Raw genomic sequence first — 14,732 nt, 5'->3', positions numbered from 1 at the left:
GAAATGATCATGCCGGGCGAGAACGTGCATATTGGCGTGGAACTGATTATGCCGATTGCGATGGAAGAAGGCCTGCGGTTCGCGATTCGCGAAGGCGGCCGGACCGTCGGCGCCGGCGTGGTCACTAAAATTCTGGCGTAACTAAGAAGGGGAGCCGGCCGTGGAAGGACAGAGACTTCGGATACGGTTGAAGGCATACGATCACAAGCTGCTTGACAAGTCGGCCCGGGAAATCGCCCTCGCGGCGAAGAACACCGGCGCCAAGGTGAGCGGCCCCATTCCCTTACCGACCCGCATTGAGCGTTTTTGCGTGTTGCGCTCTCCGCACGTCGATAAAAAGAGCCGTGAACAATTCGAGGTGCGCACGCACAAGCGGTTGATCGAAATCTTCGACACCAATCAACAGACGATGGACGCGATGAACAAGGTCGAATTGTCCGCGGGCGTCGACGTCGACATCAAACTGATCTGACGGGAGAGAACCGATGGCAACCGGGATCTTGGGGATCAAAAAGGGCATGACCCAGGTGTTTGACGACGCCGGGGTTCGCCATCCCCTGACGGTTATCGAAGCCGGCCCGTGCGTCGTGCTGAAGATCAAAACCGTGAAAACCGATGGCTACAACGCGATCAGCGTCGGCTTTCAAGAAAAAGACATCCGTAAATTGACCAAGCCCGAAGCCGGTTTGTTCAAACGCGTCTTGGGCGAAAAAACCAAGACCGGCTTCAAGGTGGTGCGCGAATTCCGGGTCGCCGACCCGAACGCCTTCACCGTCGGCCAGGCGATTACGGTCACCCAATTCAACGCCGGCGACATCGTCGATGTGACGGGGCGCAGTATCGGCCGGGGGTTTGCCGGTACGGTCCATATGCACCACTTCTCCCGCGGCGATATGACTCACGGCTCCAAGAACCATCGCGAACCCGGTTCGATCGGCGCCAGTGAATATCCCGGCCGCGTCCCGAAGGGCCGCCGCATGGCCGGCCACCTCGGCAACAAGCGCGTCACCACCCAGCGACTGCGCGTCTATCAAGTGGATGCCGAAAAGAACCTGATCTTCATCGTGGGCGCGATCCCCGGCGCGAAAAATGGCCTCGTCGCGGTGAATCCAAGCGTCAAGGCGTAGGAGGGGCGGACAGATGCCTAAATGTGACGTCCTCAACATGCAGAATCAAAAGGTCGACCAGGTCGATCTGCCCGATAGCGTGTTCAACAACGAGGTAAAAGACCATCTCTTCTGGGAAGTGGTCCGCCAACAAACCGCTATGCGCCGCCAGGGAACGGTCAGCACCAAAACCCGTGGCGAAGTGGCCTATTCGGGAATCAAACTGTATCGCCAAAAGGGCACCGGCCGCGCGCGGACCGGCGGTCGGCGCAGCCCGACCCGGGTCGGCGGCGGCACCATCTTCGGCCCCCTGCCGCGCGATTACAGCTACCGGGTTCCGAAGAAGGTCCGGCGGGCGGCCGTGAAGAGCGCGCTGTCGATGAAACTGGCGGAAGGCAAGCTGCTGGTGCTCGACGATCTGTCGATGCCGGAAATCAAAACCCGCCGCTTCGCCGAGCTCATGAACACCCTGGGCGTGACGAGCGGTTTGTTCGTCATCGAACAAAAGGACGAGGTGGTCGAGAAGAGCGCGCGGAATATTCCGCGGGTCAAGGTGCTGCGGGTCGATGGCCTCAACGTCTACGACCTGCTCCACTTCGAACACCTCATTCTGACCAAGGGCGCCTTGGCGAAAATCGAAGGAGCGCTGGCGCAATGAAAGAATCATACAAAATCATCAAGCGGCCGGTGGTCACCGAAAAGGCCAATGTCGCCAAGGAAGCGGATAATCAGCTCGTCTTCGAAGTGGCGGTCCACGCGAACAAAGTGGAAATCGCCCGTGCCGTGGAAGAGCTGTTCGACGTCAAAGTCAACGCCGTGCGCACGCAGTTGGTGAACGGCAAACGCAAGCGGTTGGGCCGCCACATCGGCTACACCCCGAAGTGGAAGAAAGCGTTTGTCACCCTGCGCGAAGGCGACACCATCGACTTCTTCGAAGGCGTGTAAGGAGTAGGGAAATGGGTATCAAGCGGTATAAACCGACCAGTCCGGGACGCCGTTACCTGGCGACCTCCTCGTTCGACGAGATTACGCGCACCGAGCCCGAACGCAGCCTGGTGGAGTCGCTGAAGAAAAGCGGCGGCCGGAACAATCACGGCCACATCACGATCTGGTGGCGCGGCGGCGGTCACAAGCGCAAGTATCGCCTCATCGATTGGAAACGCGACAAGCGCGACATCGCGGCCCAGGTCGTCTCCATCGAATACGATCCGAACCGCAGCGCCAACATCTGCCTGCTGCAATACAAAGACGGCGAAAAACGCTACATCCTCCATCCGCAAGGATTGAAGGTCGGTGACCAAGTCGTCGCCAGCGAACACGCCGACATCAAGCCGGGCAACGCGCTTCCCTTGAAGAACGTGCCCGACGGTTCCTGGGTCCACAACGTGGAAATGAAAATCGGCAAGGGCGGCCAGATGGTGCGCTCCGCCGGCTCCTACGCCCAGGTGCTGTCCAAGGAAGGGCAGTACGTACTGCTGAAAATGCCCAGCGGCGAAATGCGGCGGATCCACGAAAATTGTTACGCCACGATCGGTCAGTTGGGCAACATCGATCACAGCAACCTGACGACCGGCAAGGCGGGCCGCAAGCGCTGGATCGGCAAACGCCCCCACGTACGCGGCGTGGCGATGAACCCGGTCGACCATCCTCACGGCGGCGGCGAAGGCCGCGGCAAGGGCAACCACCCGGTGACCCCATGGGGCGTGCCGACCAAGGGTTATAAGACTCGGAAAAACAAGTCGACCAGTAAGTACATCGTCAAGCGTCGGAAGTAGTAAGGAGGCTTGCGCATGCCCCGCAGCGTGAAAAAAGGACCGTTTGTGGATTACCACGTGATGGAAAAGGTGGATCGGGCCCGGACGACCGGCTCGAAGCAGGTGATCAAAACCTGGTCGCGGCGTTCCACCATTACTCCGGATATGGTGGGTCTGACCTTCGCCGTCCACAACGGCAAAAAGTTCATTCCGGTGTACGTCACGGAAAACATGGTCGGACACAAGTTGGGCGAATTTTCGCCGACCCGGACGTTCCACGGACACTCCGGTGACCGCAAGGCGAAGTAAAGGAGCGGAGTGAGCAAGATGGAAACCAACGAAATTCGCGCCAAGGGCCGCTTTTTGCGGTTCTCTCCCTTCAAGGGACGCGTGGTGGCGGCGCAGGTCAAGGGCAAACCGGTTGGCGTCGCGCTGCAACTGTTGAAATTTTCGAAGCGCCATAGCTGCGCCCCGGAAATTTACAAAATCATGGCCTCGGCCCTGGCCAACGCCCAGCAAAAGGAAGGCGTCAACGTCGATGCGCTGTACGTGAAAAACGTCATCGTCGACGGCGGCCCGACCTTGAAGCGCATCCGGCTGCGCGCGCGCGGCCGGGTCGACAAGAAGTTGCGGCGGATGAGCCATGTAACCGTCATTCTGGATCAACGTTAAACGAGGTGCGTCGTGGGACAGAAGACCCATCCGATCGGTTTCAGACTCGGGATCACCAAAGACTGGAACAGCCGTTGGTACGCGGAAAGCCACCGCTACGCCGAGTACCTGCACGAGGATCTGCGGCTGCGCAAATATATTAAAGAAAAATTGGGCCACGCGGCGATCAGCAAGGTGGAAATCGAACGCCGTGCCAACAAGGTCGACGTGACGATCCACACCGCGCGCCCGGGCGTGATCATCGGCAAGAAGGGCGCCGAGGTGGAAGTGCTGCGCAAGGATTTGCAGCAGATGTTCGGCAAGGAGATCTACATCAAGATCCAGGAGATCCGCCGCGCCGACGTCGACGCCCAACTCGTGGCCGAGAACGTCGCCAACCAGCTCGTGCGGCGCATCGCCTTCCGCCGCGCGATGAAAAAGGCCGTGGGCAACGCGATGAAGATGGGCGTCAAGGGCATCCGCGTTTCCACCTCCGGCCGGTTGGGCGGGGCTGAAATGAGCCGCTACGAATGGTATCGCGAAGGCCGGGTGCCGCTACACACCCTGCGGGCCGACATCGATTACGGATTCGCCGAAGCCAAAACCACCTACGGCATCATCGGCGTGAAGGTATGGATTTATCACGGTGACGTCGTCACCTCGTGAGTATGAGGAGTATGCGCCATGTTGATGCCCAGCCGGACTAAGTACCGCAAGCAGCAAAAGGGCAACATGAGAGGCGAAGCCTATCGGGGCAATCGCTTGAACTTCGGTGAGTACGGCCTGCAGGCGTTGGACCGCGGTCGGTTGACGGCCCGCCAGATCGAGGCGGCTCGTATCGCGATGACCCGGTTCATCAAACGCGGCGGTCGGATTTGGATCCGTTTGTTCCCGGACAAGCCGATGACCAAGAAGCCGGCGGAAACCCGCATGGGCAAGGGCAAGGGCGCTCCGGAATACTGGGTCGCGGTCATCATGCCGGGCCGGATCCTGTACGAGATGGAAGGGGTGACCGAGGAAACCGCGAAGGAAGCGTTCCGCCTGGCCGCCCACAAGTTGCCGATCAAGACCCGTTTCGTCATGCGGGAGGGGCACCATGAAGGTTAAGGATTTGCGCGAGCTGTCGCCGGAAGAACTGGCGACCAAGGAACAGGATCTGATCCAGGAATTGTTCAACTTGCGTTTTCAGATGTTTACGGGGCAGTTGGAGAATTCATCGCGCCTGACCCAGGTGAAACGCGATGTCGCGCGGATCAAGACCGTGCGCCGGGAGCTGGATTTGCAGGGGAAGAAGAATGCCTAAGACAAACGAACGGGGAAATCGCCGGGTGCTGCAGGGTGTGGTGGTCTCGGACAAAGCGACCAAGACCATTACCGTGCTGGTCGACCGTTTCTTCCAGCACGAGAAATACAAGAAGTATATCCGTCGCAGCAAGAAATTCATGGCGCACGACGAACTCGACCAGGCCAAAATGGGCGATACCGTACAAATCGTCGAAAGTCGCCCGATGTCGGCGAACAAACGCTGGCGCCTGGTGAAAATCGTCAAACGGGCGGATTAAGGCGGAGGGCCTCACCATGATCCAAATGAACACCACCCTGAACGTGGCGGACAATTCCGGCGCTCGCAAGCTGGAAGCGATTAAGGTGCTGGGCGGTTCGAAGCGCAAATACGCCCGGGTCGGCGACGTCGTCGTCGTCTCGGTCAAAGAAGCGATCGCGACCGCCAAGGTGAAGAAGGGCGATGTGCTGCAGGCGGTGATCGTTCGTACCCGGCGGCGGGTCGCGCGTCCCGACGGCACCTACATCCGCTTCGACGAAAACAGCGCCGTGCTGATCAATAAGCAGAAGGAACCCATCGGCAACCGCATCTTCGGCCCGGTGGCACGCGAACTGCGGACCAAAGGCTTCAACCGGATCATCAGCCTGGCTCCGGAAGTTCTGTAGGAGACGGCAATGGCACAAGCCAAAGAGAAAGAGCGCAACAAGCTCCGCATTAAAAAAGGCGACACCGTGCATGTCATTGCCGGCAAGGAACGCGGCAATATGGACAACGCGGCGAAGCGCGGCAAGGTGCTCAAAGTGTTGCCCGAGGAAAATCGCGTCGTGGTCGAGCGCCTGAACGTCATCAAGCGCCACACCCGGCCGAGCAAAACCAATCAGCAGGGCGGCATCGTCGAGCGCGAGGCGCCGATCCACATCGCCAACGTGATGCTGGTCTGCCCCAAGTGCAACAAGCCGACCCGGGTTCGCATGGAGTTGTTGCAGGACAAGACCAAAGTGCGCGTCTGCCGGCATTGCGGCGAGCACCTGGACTAGAGCGGGAGTGAACCATGGCGGCTAGGCAAAGAGACATTTACACGCAGACGGTGATCCCCGAACTCGTCAAACAGTTCGGTTACAAGAATCTCGAGGCGGTGCCCCGCCTGGATAAGATCATCCTCAACATGGGCCTGGGCGAGGCGATCCAGAACGTCAAGGTTCTGGACACGGCGATGGAAGAACTGACGGCGATCAGCGGTCAGAAGGCCGTCATCACCAAGGCCCGCAAAAGCATCGCGAACTTCAAGTTGCGCGAGGGCATGAACATCGGCGTGCGCGTCACCCTGCGCGGCGATCGGATGTACGAATTCTTCGATCGGCTCGTCAGTATCGCGCTGCCCCGCGTCCGCGACTTCCGCGGCGTGCCCGACAAGGCCTTCGACGGCCGCGGCAACTACACGCTGGGCGTTCGCGAACAGATCATCTTCCCCGAGATCAACTACGACAAGATCGACAAGATCCGGGGATTGAACATTACGATCGTCACCACCGCGAAGACCGACGAGGAAGGTTACGCCCTGTTGAAGCTGATGGGCGTGCCGTTCCGGAACCGATAAGGAGAAGGCCGTGGCCAAGAAATCGATTCGTATTCGCGCCACCAACCCGCAGAAATTCAAGGTACGCGCGTATCACCGCTGCCCGCTGTGCGGCCGGTCGCGGGCTTATTATCGTAAGTTCGCCATGTGCCGCCTGTGCTTGCGGAAGTTGGCGTTACAGGGCGAACTACCGGGCGTCGTCAAGGCGAGCTGGTAGACAAGGAGACCGACGATGGTGATGACTGATCCCGTAGCCGATATGTTGACTCGCATTCGTAATGCGAACCGGGCTCGTCACGATTTGGTGGAGATGCCCAATTCCAAGATCAAGGAAGCCATCGCCAAGATCTTGAAGGAAGAAGGCTACATCAAAGCGTTTCGCGTGACCCCGGAAGGTCAGCAGGGCATGTTGAAAATCTATTTGCGTTATCGGGAAAATGGCTCCCCGAGCATCACCCAGATCCGCCGGCTGAGCAAACCGGGCCTGCGACGCTACGTCGGCAGCCAGGACGTGCAGGCGGTGCTGGGCGGCATGGGAGTGTCCATTTTGACCACCAGCCAAGGCTTGATGACCGGCAAAAAAGCGAAAGAACTGAACGTCGGCGGCGAGCTGCTGCTGGAAGTTTGGTAACGCCTTAGCACACTGGAGCGACGACGATGAGTCGAATCGGCAAATTACCAATCCCGATCCCCAAAGGGGTGAAGGTGCAGATCACCGGCAACCGGGTCGTGGTCAACGGGCCGAACGGCAGTTTGACCTACGAACACCGGCCGGAGGTCCGCGTGGCGGAAGAGAACGGCCACTTGCTCGTGCAGCGCGTCGACGAAGGCCGCCAAGGATCGAGCATGCAGGGCCTGACTCGTACCCTGATCAACAACATGGTCGTCGGGGTGACCCAGGGCTATACCCGCGAACTGGATATCAACGGCGTCGGTTGGCGCGCCGAGGTCAAAGGGGACCAGTTGGCCCTGACGGTCGGCTTCACCAACCCCGTCGAAGTCGCGATCCCCAAGGGCATCACCGTGCGGGTCGACAAAAACACCCACATCGTGTTGCAGAGCAGCGACAAGCAACAGGTGGGCGAATTCGCCGCCATTGTGCGCAAGGTGCGCCCGCCCGAACCTTATCAAGGCAAGGGCATCAAATATACGGAAGAAGTGCTTCGTCGTAAGGAAGGCAAGACCTCCGGTTAAGGATAGAAGGAGACGCGTCGTGTCCTATAAGAAGGAAAATCTGACGCCGCGCGAGCAACGTCAACGCCGGGTTCGGCGGAAGGTGCGCGGAACGACCGAACGGCCGCGCCTTTGCGTGTTCCGTTCCAATAAACACATTTACGTCCAGGCCATCGACGACTCCACCGGCGCCACCATCGCCCAGGCCAGCAGCCTGGACAAGGGTTACGCCAAGCCCGCCGATGAAAAGGGCAAGGTCGGTCAGGCCAAAACGGTGGGTAAACTCATTGCCGAACGGTTGCTGACGCAACAACACAAGGCCGTCGTGTTTGATCGCAATGGCTTTTTGTACCACGGACGGATCAAAGCGGTAGCCGATGCGGCCCGCGAGGCCGGCCTGGAGTTCTAGGGAGAGCGCGAATGCCCGAATTCAATCGTCCGTTCCGCGAAGAAGAGCAAGAATTTATTGATAAGGTGGTGCACATCAGCCGCGTGGCGAAAGTCGTCAAAGGCGGCCGGCGCTTCCACTTCTCGGCCTTGGTCGTCGTCGGCGACGGCAAGGGCCGGGTCGGCGTGGCGATCGGCAAGGCGGCGGAAGTGCCCGAAGCGATCCGCAAAGGCATCGACCGGGCCAAGAAGTCGATGTTCCGCGTCCCCATCGTGGACGGCGGAACCATCCCCTTCCCGGTGGTCGGTGACTTCTCCGCCGCGCACGTGCTGCTCAAGCCGGCCGGCGAAGGCACCGGCGTGATCGCCGGTGGTGCGGTGCGCGCCGTGCTCGAGGCGGCGGGCGTCTCGAACATTTTGACCAAGAGTCTCGGCTCGCGGAACGCCCACAACGTGGTCAAGGCCACGATCGACGGGCTGCAGCGCCTGCGCTGGCCCCAAGAGTACATGCGTTCCCGCGCGAGCCTGGACGACGAACCCAAGACGGAATAGCAGGAGAGCCTCGATGAGCGGCAAACTTCGCATTACGCAAACCGGCAGCGGCATCGCCTGTCCGCCAAAGCAGCGGGTCATCCTGCGGACCCTCGGCCTGGGCAAAATGCACCGGACCGTGGAACTGCCGGACAATCCTTGCGTCCGCGGCATGGTGAAGAAAATCATCCACTTGCTGAAAGTGGAGGAGGTGTCGGCATGACGACCAACCTGAGCAACCTGCATCCCCCCGCCGGGGCGACGAAAAACACCAAGCGTCGCGGCCGCGGCGAGGCGTCGGGTTTGGGCAAAACCGCCGGTAAAGGCAACAAGGGTCAGAACGCCCGCTCCGGCGGCCCCAAGGGCCCGTCGTTCGAAGGCGGCCAGATGCCCTTGATCCGCCGCTTGCCGAAGCGCGGCTTCCGCAACATTTACCGGAAGGAATACACGATCCTGCACCTGCGCGAGCTGGTGGAGAAGTTCCAGGCCGGCGAGGTGGTGGATCCGGAAAGTGTGCAGCAGCGGCAGCTCGTGAAAAAAATCGCAAAAGACGGGATCAAGATTTTGTCGGACGGCGAAATCACCATGGCGTTGACCGTCAAAGCGCATAAAGCCTCGAAAGAAGCCGTAGAGAAAATCCGGGCGGCCGGGGGCACTTTCGAACAACTCCAGTAATGGATTGAGGAGAATTCGGTGTTAGGCGCTTTCTCCAATATTTTCAAAATCCCGGAGCTGAAACGGCGCGTGCTGTTCTCCTTCGCGATGCTGGCCGTGTACCGTATCGGGTGCATGGTGCCGACTCCCGGTATCGACGGGGCGGCGATCTCGCGTTGGTTCGCCGAACGGCAAGGCACGATTTTCGGCATGTTCTCGATGTTCTCCGGGGGAGCCATGGAACACGGTTCCATCTTCTCCCTCGGCATCATGCCGTACATTTCGGCATCGATCATTCTGCAATTGCTCACCGTGGTGATTCCCTACCTGGAACGCCTGAGCAAGGAAGGCGAGCTGGGCCGGCGCAAGATTACCCAATATACGCGGTACGGCACGGTCGTTCTCTCGCTCTTCCAAGGCTATATGATCGCCTACGCGATGGAAAACGGCATGCTGGGCGCCGGCGCGGTCACCAATCCGGGCCTCGCGTTCCGGCTGATGACGATGATCACCATGACGTCGGGCACCGCGTTCATCATGTGGCTCGGCGAGCAAATCAGTGAACGCGGCATTGGCAACGGTATCAGTCTGATCATCTTCGGCGGCATCATCGCGCGCCTGCCCGTGGCGATCGTCCGCCTCGGCCAGCAGGCCTGGGAAGAAAGCCGCGGCGTTCTGAAGATGGTGCCGATCATCGTCGTGATGGTCGCCGTCATGGGCTTCATCATTTACGTCGAGCGCGCCCAGCGCAAAATTCCGATCCAGCACGCCAAGCGGGTGGTCGGACGCAAAATCTACGGCGGCGCGAGCACGTTTTTGCCCTTGCGCATCAACACCGCCGGCGTCATTCCGCCGATCTTCGCCAGCTCGATCCTGATGTTCCCGTCGACGATCCTGCAGTTCTTCGACAATCCGTGGCTGGTCAAACTGCACGAACTGTTGCAGCCGGCCGCGTTGCTCTACAACCTCATCTACGTCGGCTTGATCATCTTCTTCTGCTACTTCTACACCGCGGTTACCTTCAACCCGGTGGACGTGGCCGATAACCTGAAGAAGAGCGGGGCGTACATTCCGGGCCGCCGGCCGGGCAAACCGACCGCCGATTACATCGATCGGATTCTGACCCGGATCACCTTCGGCGGCTCCCTGTACATCTCCGCGATTTGCGTGTTGCCGACGATCCTGATCGCGCAGTTCAACGTGCCGTTTTATTTCGGCGGCACCTCGCTGCTGATCGTCGTCGGCGTGGCCCTGGATACCATTCAGCAGATCGAGTCGCACATGCTGACTCGGCATTACGAAGGTTTCCTGGGCGGTAAGGGCAAATTCAAGGGACGGAGAGGATAATTCCGATGCGGATGATTTTACTCGGTCCGCCGGGAGGCGGCAAAGGCACCCAGGCCAAGGCGTTGACGACTCGGTTCGGCATCCCGCAGATTTCCACCGGCGACATCTTGCGCGCCGCGGTGAAAGCCGGAACCGAAATGGGCAAACAGGCCAAATCCTTCATGGACGCCGGCAAGCTGGTCCCGGACGAGATCATCGTCGGCATCATCCGCGACCGGATTCAAGCGGCCGATTGCCGCAACGGCTATTTGTTCGACGGGTTCCCGCGCACCGTGGCCCAGGCCGAGGCGCTGGACAAGATGCTCGCGGAACGCGGCGAGAAGCTCGATCACGTGATCAGCATCGTCGTTCCCGACGAGGCGCTGGTCGCCCGGCTGACCGGCCGGCTGACCTGCACCAATTGCGGGGCGATGTATCACGTCAAAACCATGCCCCCCAAAGTGGCGGGCGTGTGCGATCGTTGCGGGCACCAGCCCCTGATCATTCGCGATGACGACAAGGAAGAGACGATTCGCCAGCGGCTGGCGACCTATCACAGCCAGACCGCGCCGCTGATCGTCTATTACGAAAAGAAAAACCTGCTCCGTTCGATCGACGGAGTAGGCGCTGTCGACGAAATCGGCAAGCGGATTGCGGCGGTCTTTGAATAGTCAGGTCATTACTCTCAAGACCCCCGACCAGGTGCGGCGCCTGCGCAAGGCCAACCGCATCGTGGCGGAGATTCTGGTGGCTTTGCGGGACGGCGCCGCCGCCGGCATGAGCACGTTGGATCTCGACCGGCAATCGGTGGACTTGTGCAAGCGGCACCAGGTGAAACCGGCCTTTTTGGGTTTGTACGGTTACCCGCGCAGCCTGTGCATTTCGCTCAACGAGGAGATCGTTCACGGAATTCCATCCGCGAAACGGATCTTGAAGGAAGGCGATCTGGTCAGCATCGATTACGGGGTGGTTTTCGAGGGTATGTATGGCGATGCGGCAATCAGCTTCGGCATCGGTCGGATGACCGACCAGGCGCTGTCGTTGATGCGCGTCACGGAAGAGTCCCTCTACCAGGGGATCGCCGAAGCGCACGTCGGCAACCGGGTGGGCGATATTTCGGCCGCCGTTCAGGCGCACGTGGAAACGCACGGATTTTCCGTGGTCCGGGATTTCGTCGGCCACGGAATCGGTGAGGCGCCGCACGAGCCGCCCCAAGTGCCGAATTACGGTCGGCGTGGCGCCGGTCCGCGGCTGAAAGCCGGCATGGTCCTGGCTTTGGAACCGATGGTCACCGCCGGCGATTGGTCGGTAGTGGTGTTGGATGACGGGTGGACGGCGGTAACGGAAGATGGTAGCCTTGCGGCCCATTTTGAACATTCGGTATTAATTACCGAAAATGGGCCCGAGATTTTATCTCAACTGGAGTTGTAAGGAACCGCATGGCGAAAGATGGCGCGATCGAAGTAGAAGGCCGGGTTATTGAACCCCTCCCGAACGCGATGTTTCGGGTCGAGCTGGAAAACGGCCATCAGGTGCTCGCCCACATTTCCGGTAAAATGCGGATGCACTACATCAAGATTTTACCGGGAGACAAGGTGACGGTGGAGCTTTCCCCGTACGATTTGAGCCGGGGCCGCATCACGTACCGGGCCAAATAGGTGAGATCGACGTTGCGGCGCCGCCGGCGGCGGGTGGCCGTTGAGGAGTAAGGTGATGAAAGTTCAGGCTTCGGTGAGAAAACGTTGCAACAAATGCAAGATCGTCAAGCGCAAGGGCGTATTGCGGGTGATTTGCGAAAATCCCAAGCATAAGCAGCGCCAAGGATAGCAGGAGGTTTGCTGTGCCACGTATAGCGGGTGTCGACATCCCCAACGAAAAACGGGTCGTCATTGCGTTGACGTACATTTACGGCATTGGCCGGACGACCGCGGAACGGATCCTTGAGGAAGCCGGAATCGACGAATCGATCCGCGCCGGTAAGTTGTCCGACGCGCAAGTCGCGCAGATCCGTCGCATCATCGATTCCAAGTTGAAGGTGGAAGGCGATTTGCGCAAGGACGTTCAGATGAACGTCAAGCGGCATATGGACCTGGGCACCTACCGCGGCCTGCGTCACCGCCGTGGTCTGCCGGTGCGCGGCCAGCGCACGCACACCAACGCCCGCACGCGCAAAGGGCCGCGCCGTGCGTTAGGTAAGAAGAAGTAATTTCTGGAGGGTTTTCGATGGCATCTCCCAAGCGCGGAGCGAAAAAGAAGCTGAAGAAAAACGTGCCGCAAGGCGTCGCGCACATCAAGAGCACGTTTAATAACACCGTGGTGACGATCACCGATCCGTCCGGCAATACGTTGGCCTGGGCCAGCAGCGGTTCGCAGGGCTTCAAGGGAAGCCGCAAAGGCACGCCGTATTCCGCCCAGATGGCCGCCGAGGACGTGGCGAAACGCGCCATCGAGCACGGCGTCCAACAACTCGCCATCCTCGTCAAGGGGCCGGGGCCCGGCCGCGAAGCCGCCCTGCGTAGTCTGCTGAACAGCGGCTTCAAAGTCATGCTGATTCGCGACGTGACCCCGATACCCCACAACGGCTGCCGGCCCCCGAAGCGTCGGCGCGTTTAAGGAGGACGACCTTGTCAAGATATACCGGACCTGCTTGCCGTCTCTGCCGCCGCGAAGGCGAGAAGCTGATGTTGAAGGGTGAACGCTGCTTTACCGATAAATGCGCCTTCGAACGGCGCAAGGAACAGATCCCGGGCGTGCATTGGCAACGCCGCGGCAAGACCAGCGATTACGGCACCCAGTTGCGTGAAAAACAAAAGGCCAAGCGGATTTACGGCCTGGTGGAGCGTCAATTTCAATTGCATTTCCAGCGCGCCGAACGGATGAAGGGCATCACCGGCGACAACCTGCTGGGCTTGCTCGAACGGCGCCTGGACAACACGGTGTACCGCATGGGCTTCGCCGCCAGCCGCCGCCAGGCGCGGTCGCTGGTTCGCCACGGCCATTTCCAAGTCAACGGTCGCAAAGTCAACATTCCCAGCTATGTCGTCAAACCGGGCGATGTGGTTGCAGTGCGCGAAGGTAGCCGGAAGATCCCGCATATCGCCGAAGCGTTGTCCGCGCTGCCTCGCCGTCCGATCCCGAACTGGCTGGAAATCCGTCCCGAAGCGTTCGAGGGCGAGATCAAGTCGATTCCGAGCCGCGAGGAAATCGGCGGCACGATCAACGAAAAGCTGATCGTCGAATTGTATTCGAAATAACACCGGAATCATCAACCCGAACTGGGAGTTGATACAATGTACCATGTGTGGCGTGATCTCATCCGTCCGAAACGGATCGTCGGCGAAGGCGTAGTCGCGAATTATGGCCGGTTCATCGTCGAGCCGCTGGAGCGGGGCTTCGGCACCACTCTGGGCAACGCGTTGCGGCGCGTGCTGCTCTCCACGTTGCAAGGCTGCGCCATCACCTCCGTGCAGATCGAGGGCGCGGCGCACGAATTCACGACGCTGCCGGGCATCAAGGAAGACATCACCGACATCTGCCTTAACCTCAAGCAGGTCCGCCTGGCGATGCCCACGCCGGAAACCCGGAAGCTGCGGCTCAACGTCAAAGGCGAGAAAAAAGTCACCGCCGGCGATATCAGCGGCGATCCCAACGTCCAGGTGCTTAACGCCAACCAGATCATCGCGACCCTCTCCAAGGGCGCGGTGCTCAACATGGAACTGGAAGTGCGCGCCGGTCGCGGCTACGTGCCGACCGAATACCTGGTCGAGGAAGAAGTGCCCATCGGCACGATCATGCTGGATGCGAACTTCAGCCCGATCGTCCGTTGCAACTATCAGGTGACCAACGCGCGCGTCGGCCGGCGCACGGACTACGACCGGTTGATCCTCGAAATCTGGACCGACGGCTCGATCAAACCGGAAGACGCCATCGCCGTGGCGGCCAAGGTGCTCAAGGAACAGTTCTCCGTCTTCATCAACTTCGACGAGGAAGAAGAAGTCTACGAGGAAATCATCGAGGAAGAAGACGAATCGCTGAACGAAAATCTCAATCGTTCGGTCGAGGAACTGGAGCTGTCGGTGCGCAGCGCCAATTGTCTGAAAAACGCCAACATCCGCTACATCGGCGAGTTGGTGCAGAAGACCGAAGCCGAAATGCTCAAGACGAAGAACTTCGGCCGGAAGTCGCTCAACGAAATCAAGGAAATTTTGTCGGAGATGGGTTTGGCCCTGGGGATGAAAATCCCGAGCTGGCAATATCCGGAAGAACCCGACGAAAAACAGGCGGAATAGCGA

31 protein-coding genes are annotated in these 14,732 nt (G+C 59.9%); all 31 read left to right on the top strand.

All coding sequences use genetic code 11. The features are described from left to right. Window positions 1-141 (top strand): elongation factor Tu (tuf, locus tag GX444_08585; protein NLH48647.1); only part of this gene is annotated, 141 nt, incomplete at its 5' end. Between the two features lie 19 nt (window positions 142-160). Next, window positions 161-472, top strand: a complete 312-nt coding sequence (gene rpsJ / locus GX444_08580; GenBank protein ID NLH48646.1) for a 30S ribosomal protein S10 — start codon at window positions 161-163, stop codon at window positions 470-472. Window positions 473-485: 13 nt separating this feature from the next. Further along, window positions 486-1,127: a 50S ribosomal protein L3 gene (gene rplC, locus GX444_08575; protein ID NLH48645.1), complete on the top strand. Its 642-nt coding sequence runs from the start codon at window positions 486-488 to the stop codon at window positions 1,125-1,127. Window positions 1,128-1,140: 13 nt separating this feature from the next. After that, a complete protein-coding gene (rplD, locus tag GX444_08570; GenBank protein ID NLH48644.1) occupies window positions 1,141-1,764 on the top strand; it encodes a 50S ribosomal protein L4 in 624 nt (207 codons plus the stop codon). Then, window positions 1,761-2,051 carry a 50S ribosomal protein L23 gene (locus tag GX444_08565; GenBank protein ID NLH48643.1) on the top strand — a complete coding sequence of 97 codons (291 nt, stop codon included), beginning with the start codon at window positions 1,761-1,763 and terminating at the stop codon, window positions 2,049-2,051. Before rplD ends, GX444_08565 begins: the two co-directional genes overlap by 4 nt. Before the next feature lie 11 nt (window positions 2,052-2,062). After that, a complete protein-coding gene (gene rplB, locus GX444_08560; protein NLH48642.1) occupies window positions 2,063-2,881 on the top strand; it encodes a 50S ribosomal protein L2 in 819 nt (272 codons plus the stop codon). A 15-nt stretch (window positions 2,882-2,896) separates the two neighbouring features. Further along, on the top strand, window positions 2,897-3,169 hold the full coding sequence (gene rpsS, locus GX444_08555) for a 30S ribosomal protein S19 (protein NLH48641.1): 273 nt from the start codon (window positions 2,897-2,899) through the stop codon (window positions 3,167-3,169). An 18-nt stretch (window positions 3,170-3,187) separates the two neighbouring features. Beyond that, complete coding sequence (rplV, locus tag GX444_08550; protein ID NLH48640.1) at window positions 3,188-3,532, top strand: 50S ribosomal protein L22; 345 nt, start codon at window positions 3,188-3,190, stop codon at window positions 3,530-3,532. 12 nt (window positions 3,533-3,544) lie between these two features. Continuing rightward, window positions 3,545-4,177: a 30S ribosomal protein S3 gene (gene rpsC / locus GX444_08545; GenBank protein NLH48639.1), complete on the top strand. Its 633-nt coding sequence runs from the start codon at window positions 3,545-3,547 to the stop codon at window positions 4,175-4,177. A gap of 18 nt (window positions 4,178-4,195) precedes the next feature. After that, the gene (rplP, locus tag GX444_08540; GenBank protein NLH48638.1) at window positions 4,196-4,618 is read left to right on the top strand and encodes a 50S ribosomal protein L16; all 423 of its coding nucleotides are present in this window, start codon (window positions 4,196-4,198) and stop codon (window positions 4,616-4,618) included. Further along, window positions 4,608-4,814 (top strand): 50S ribosomal protein L29, encoded by a 207-nt coding sequence (gene rpmC / locus GX444_08535; GenBank protein ID NLH48637.1) that lies wholly within the window; start codon window positions 4,608-4,610, stop codon window positions 4,812-4,814. The genes rplP and rpmC overlap by 11 nt, the downstream gene beginning before the upstream one ends. Beyond that, the gene (rpsQ, locus tag GX444_08530; GenBank protein ID NLH48636.1) at window positions 4,807-5,073 is read left to right on the top strand and encodes a 30S ribosomal protein S17; all 267 of its coding nucleotides are present in this window, start codon (window positions 4,807-4,809) and stop codon (window positions 5,071-5,073) included. Before rpmC ends, rpsQ begins: the two co-directional genes overlap by 8 nt. Before the next feature lie 16 nt (window positions 5,074-5,089). Continuing rightward, a complete protein-coding gene (gene rplN, locus GX444_08525; GenBank protein ID NLH48635.1) occupies window positions 5,090-5,458 on the top strand; it encodes a 50S ribosomal protein L14 in 369 nt (122 codons plus the stop codon). Window positions 5,459-5,467: 9 nt separating this feature from the next. Beyond that, window positions 5,468-5,830 carry a 50S ribosomal protein L24 gene (locus tag GX444_08520; GenBank protein NLH48634.1) on the top strand — a complete coding sequence of 121 codons (363 nt, stop codon included), beginning with the start codon at window positions 5,468-5,470 and terminating at the stop codon, window positions 5,828-5,830. A 14-nt stretch (window positions 5,831-5,844) separates the two neighbouring features. Continuing rightward, window positions 5,845-6,390 (top strand): 50S ribosomal protein L5, encoded by a 546-nt coding sequence (gene rplE, locus GX444_08515; GenBank protein ID NLH48633.1) that lies wholly within the window; start codon window positions 5,845-5,847, stop codon window positions 6,388-6,390. A gap of 10 nt (window positions 6,391-6,400) precedes the next feature. Then, complete coding sequence (locus GX444_08510) at window positions 6,401-6,586, top strand: type Z 30S ribosomal protein S14 (protein NLH48632.1); 186 nt, start codon at window positions 6,401-6,403, stop codon at window positions 6,584-6,586. A 15-nt stretch (window positions 6,587-6,601) separates the two neighbouring features. Beyond that, window positions 6,602-7,000, top strand: coding sequence for a 30S ribosomal protein S8 (rpsH, locus tag GX444_08505; protein NLH48631.1), 399 nt, complete (start codon window positions 6,602-6,604; stop codon window positions 6,998-7,000). Between the two features lie 26 nt (window positions 7,001-7,026). Then, window positions 7,027-7,563 (top strand): 50S ribosomal protein L6, encoded by a 537-nt coding sequence (gene rplF / locus GX444_08500; protein NLH48630.1) that lies wholly within the window; start codon window positions 7,027-7,029, stop codon window positions 7,561-7,563. Between the two features lie 19 nt (window positions 7,564-7,582). After that, entirely contained in the window at window positions 7,583-7,951 is a 369-nt protein-coding gene (gene rplR / locus GX444_08495) for a 50S ribosomal protein L18 (protein ID NLH48629.1), read from the top strand. Between the two features lie 11 nt (window positions 7,952-7,962). Next, on the top strand, window positions 7,963-8,481 hold the full coding sequence (gene rpsE, locus GX444_08490) for a 30S ribosomal protein S5 (GenBank protein ID NLH48628.1): 519 nt from the start codon (window positions 7,963-7,965) through the stop codon (window positions 8,479-8,481). 13 nt (window positions 8,482-8,494) lie between these two features. Continuing rightward, a complete protein-coding gene (rpmD, locus tag GX444_08485) occupies window positions 8,495-8,683 on the top strand; it encodes a 50S ribosomal protein L30 (protein NLH48627.1) in 189 nt (62 codons plus the stop codon). After that, window positions 8,680-9,135 carry a 50S ribosomal protein L15 gene (gene rplO / locus GX444_08480; protein NLH48626.1) on the top strand — a complete coding sequence of 152 codons (456 nt, stop codon included), beginning with the start codon at window positions 8,680-8,682 and terminating at the stop codon, window positions 9,133-9,135. The genes rpmD and rplO overlap by 4 nt, the downstream gene beginning before the upstream one ends. Window positions 9,136-9,153: 18 nt before the next feature. Continuing rightward, on the top strand, window positions 9,154-10,461 hold the full coding sequence (gene secY / locus GX444_08475) for a preprotein translocase subunit SecY (protein NLH48625.1): 1,308 nt from the start codon (window positions 9,154-9,156) through the stop codon (window positions 10,459-10,461). Between the two features lie 5 nt (window positions 10,462-10,466). Beyond that, window positions 10,467-11,111 carry an adenylate kinase gene (locus GX444_08470; GenBank protein ID NLH48624.1) on the top strand — a complete coding sequence of 215 codons (645 nt, stop codon included), beginning with the start codon at window positions 10,467-10,469 and terminating at the stop codon, window positions 11,109-11,111. Continuing rightward, entirely contained in the window at window positions 11,104-11,871 is a 768-nt protein-coding gene (gene map / locus GX444_08465; GenBank protein NLH48623.1) for a type I methionyl aminopeptidase, read from the top strand. The genes GX444_08470 and map overlap by 8 nt, the downstream gene beginning before the upstream one ends. Before the next feature lie 8 nt (window positions 11,872-11,879). After that, window positions 11,880-12,098, top strand: coding sequence for a translation initiation factor IF-1 (infA, locus tag GX444_08460; GenBank protein ID NLH48622.1), 219 nt, complete (start codon window positions 11,880-11,882; stop codon window positions 12,096-12,098). A gap of 55 nt (window positions 12,099-12,153) precedes the next feature. Further along, window positions 12,154-12,267: a 50S ribosomal protein L36 gene (gene rpmJ / locus GX444_08455; protein ID NLH48621.1), complete on the top strand. Its 114-nt coding sequence runs from the start codon at window positions 12,154-12,156 to the stop codon at window positions 12,265-12,267. 13 nt (window positions 12,268-12,280) lie between these two features. After that, window positions 12,281-12,646: a 30S ribosomal protein S13 gene (gene rpsM / locus GX444_08450; protein NLH48620.1), complete on the top strand. Its 366-nt coding sequence runs from the start codon at window positions 12,281-12,283 to the stop codon at window positions 12,644-12,646. Window positions 12,647-12,663: 17 nt separating this feature from the next. Continuing rightward, on the top strand, window positions 12,664-13,053 hold the full coding sequence (gene rpsK, locus GX444_08445) for a 30S ribosomal protein S11 (GenBank protein ID NLH48619.1): 390 nt from the start codon (window positions 12,664-12,666) through the stop codon (window positions 13,051-13,053). 11 nt (window positions 13,054-13,064) lie between these two features. Further along, window positions 13,065-13,694, top strand: a complete 630-nt coding sequence (rpsD, locus tag GX444_08440; protein NLH48618.1) for a 30S ribosomal protein S4 — start codon at window positions 13,065-13,067, stop codon at window positions 13,692-13,694. 36 nt (window positions 13,695-13,730) lie between these two features. Next, complete coding sequence (locus GX444_08435; protein ID NLH48617.1) at window positions 13,731-14,729, top strand: DNA-directed RNA polymerase subunit alpha; 999 nt, start codon at window positions 13,731-13,733, stop codon at window positions 14,727-14,729. Window positions 14,730-14,732: the final 3 nt, after the last annotated feature.

Source organism: Myxococcales bacterium (assembly GCA_012517325.1).
Classification (GTDB): Bacteria; Lernaellota; Lernaellaia; order Lernaellales; family Lernaellaceae; genus JAAYVF01.
Note: the sequence above shows the minus strand (reverse complement) of the source record. Positions and strands in the feature narration are given on the sequence as shown.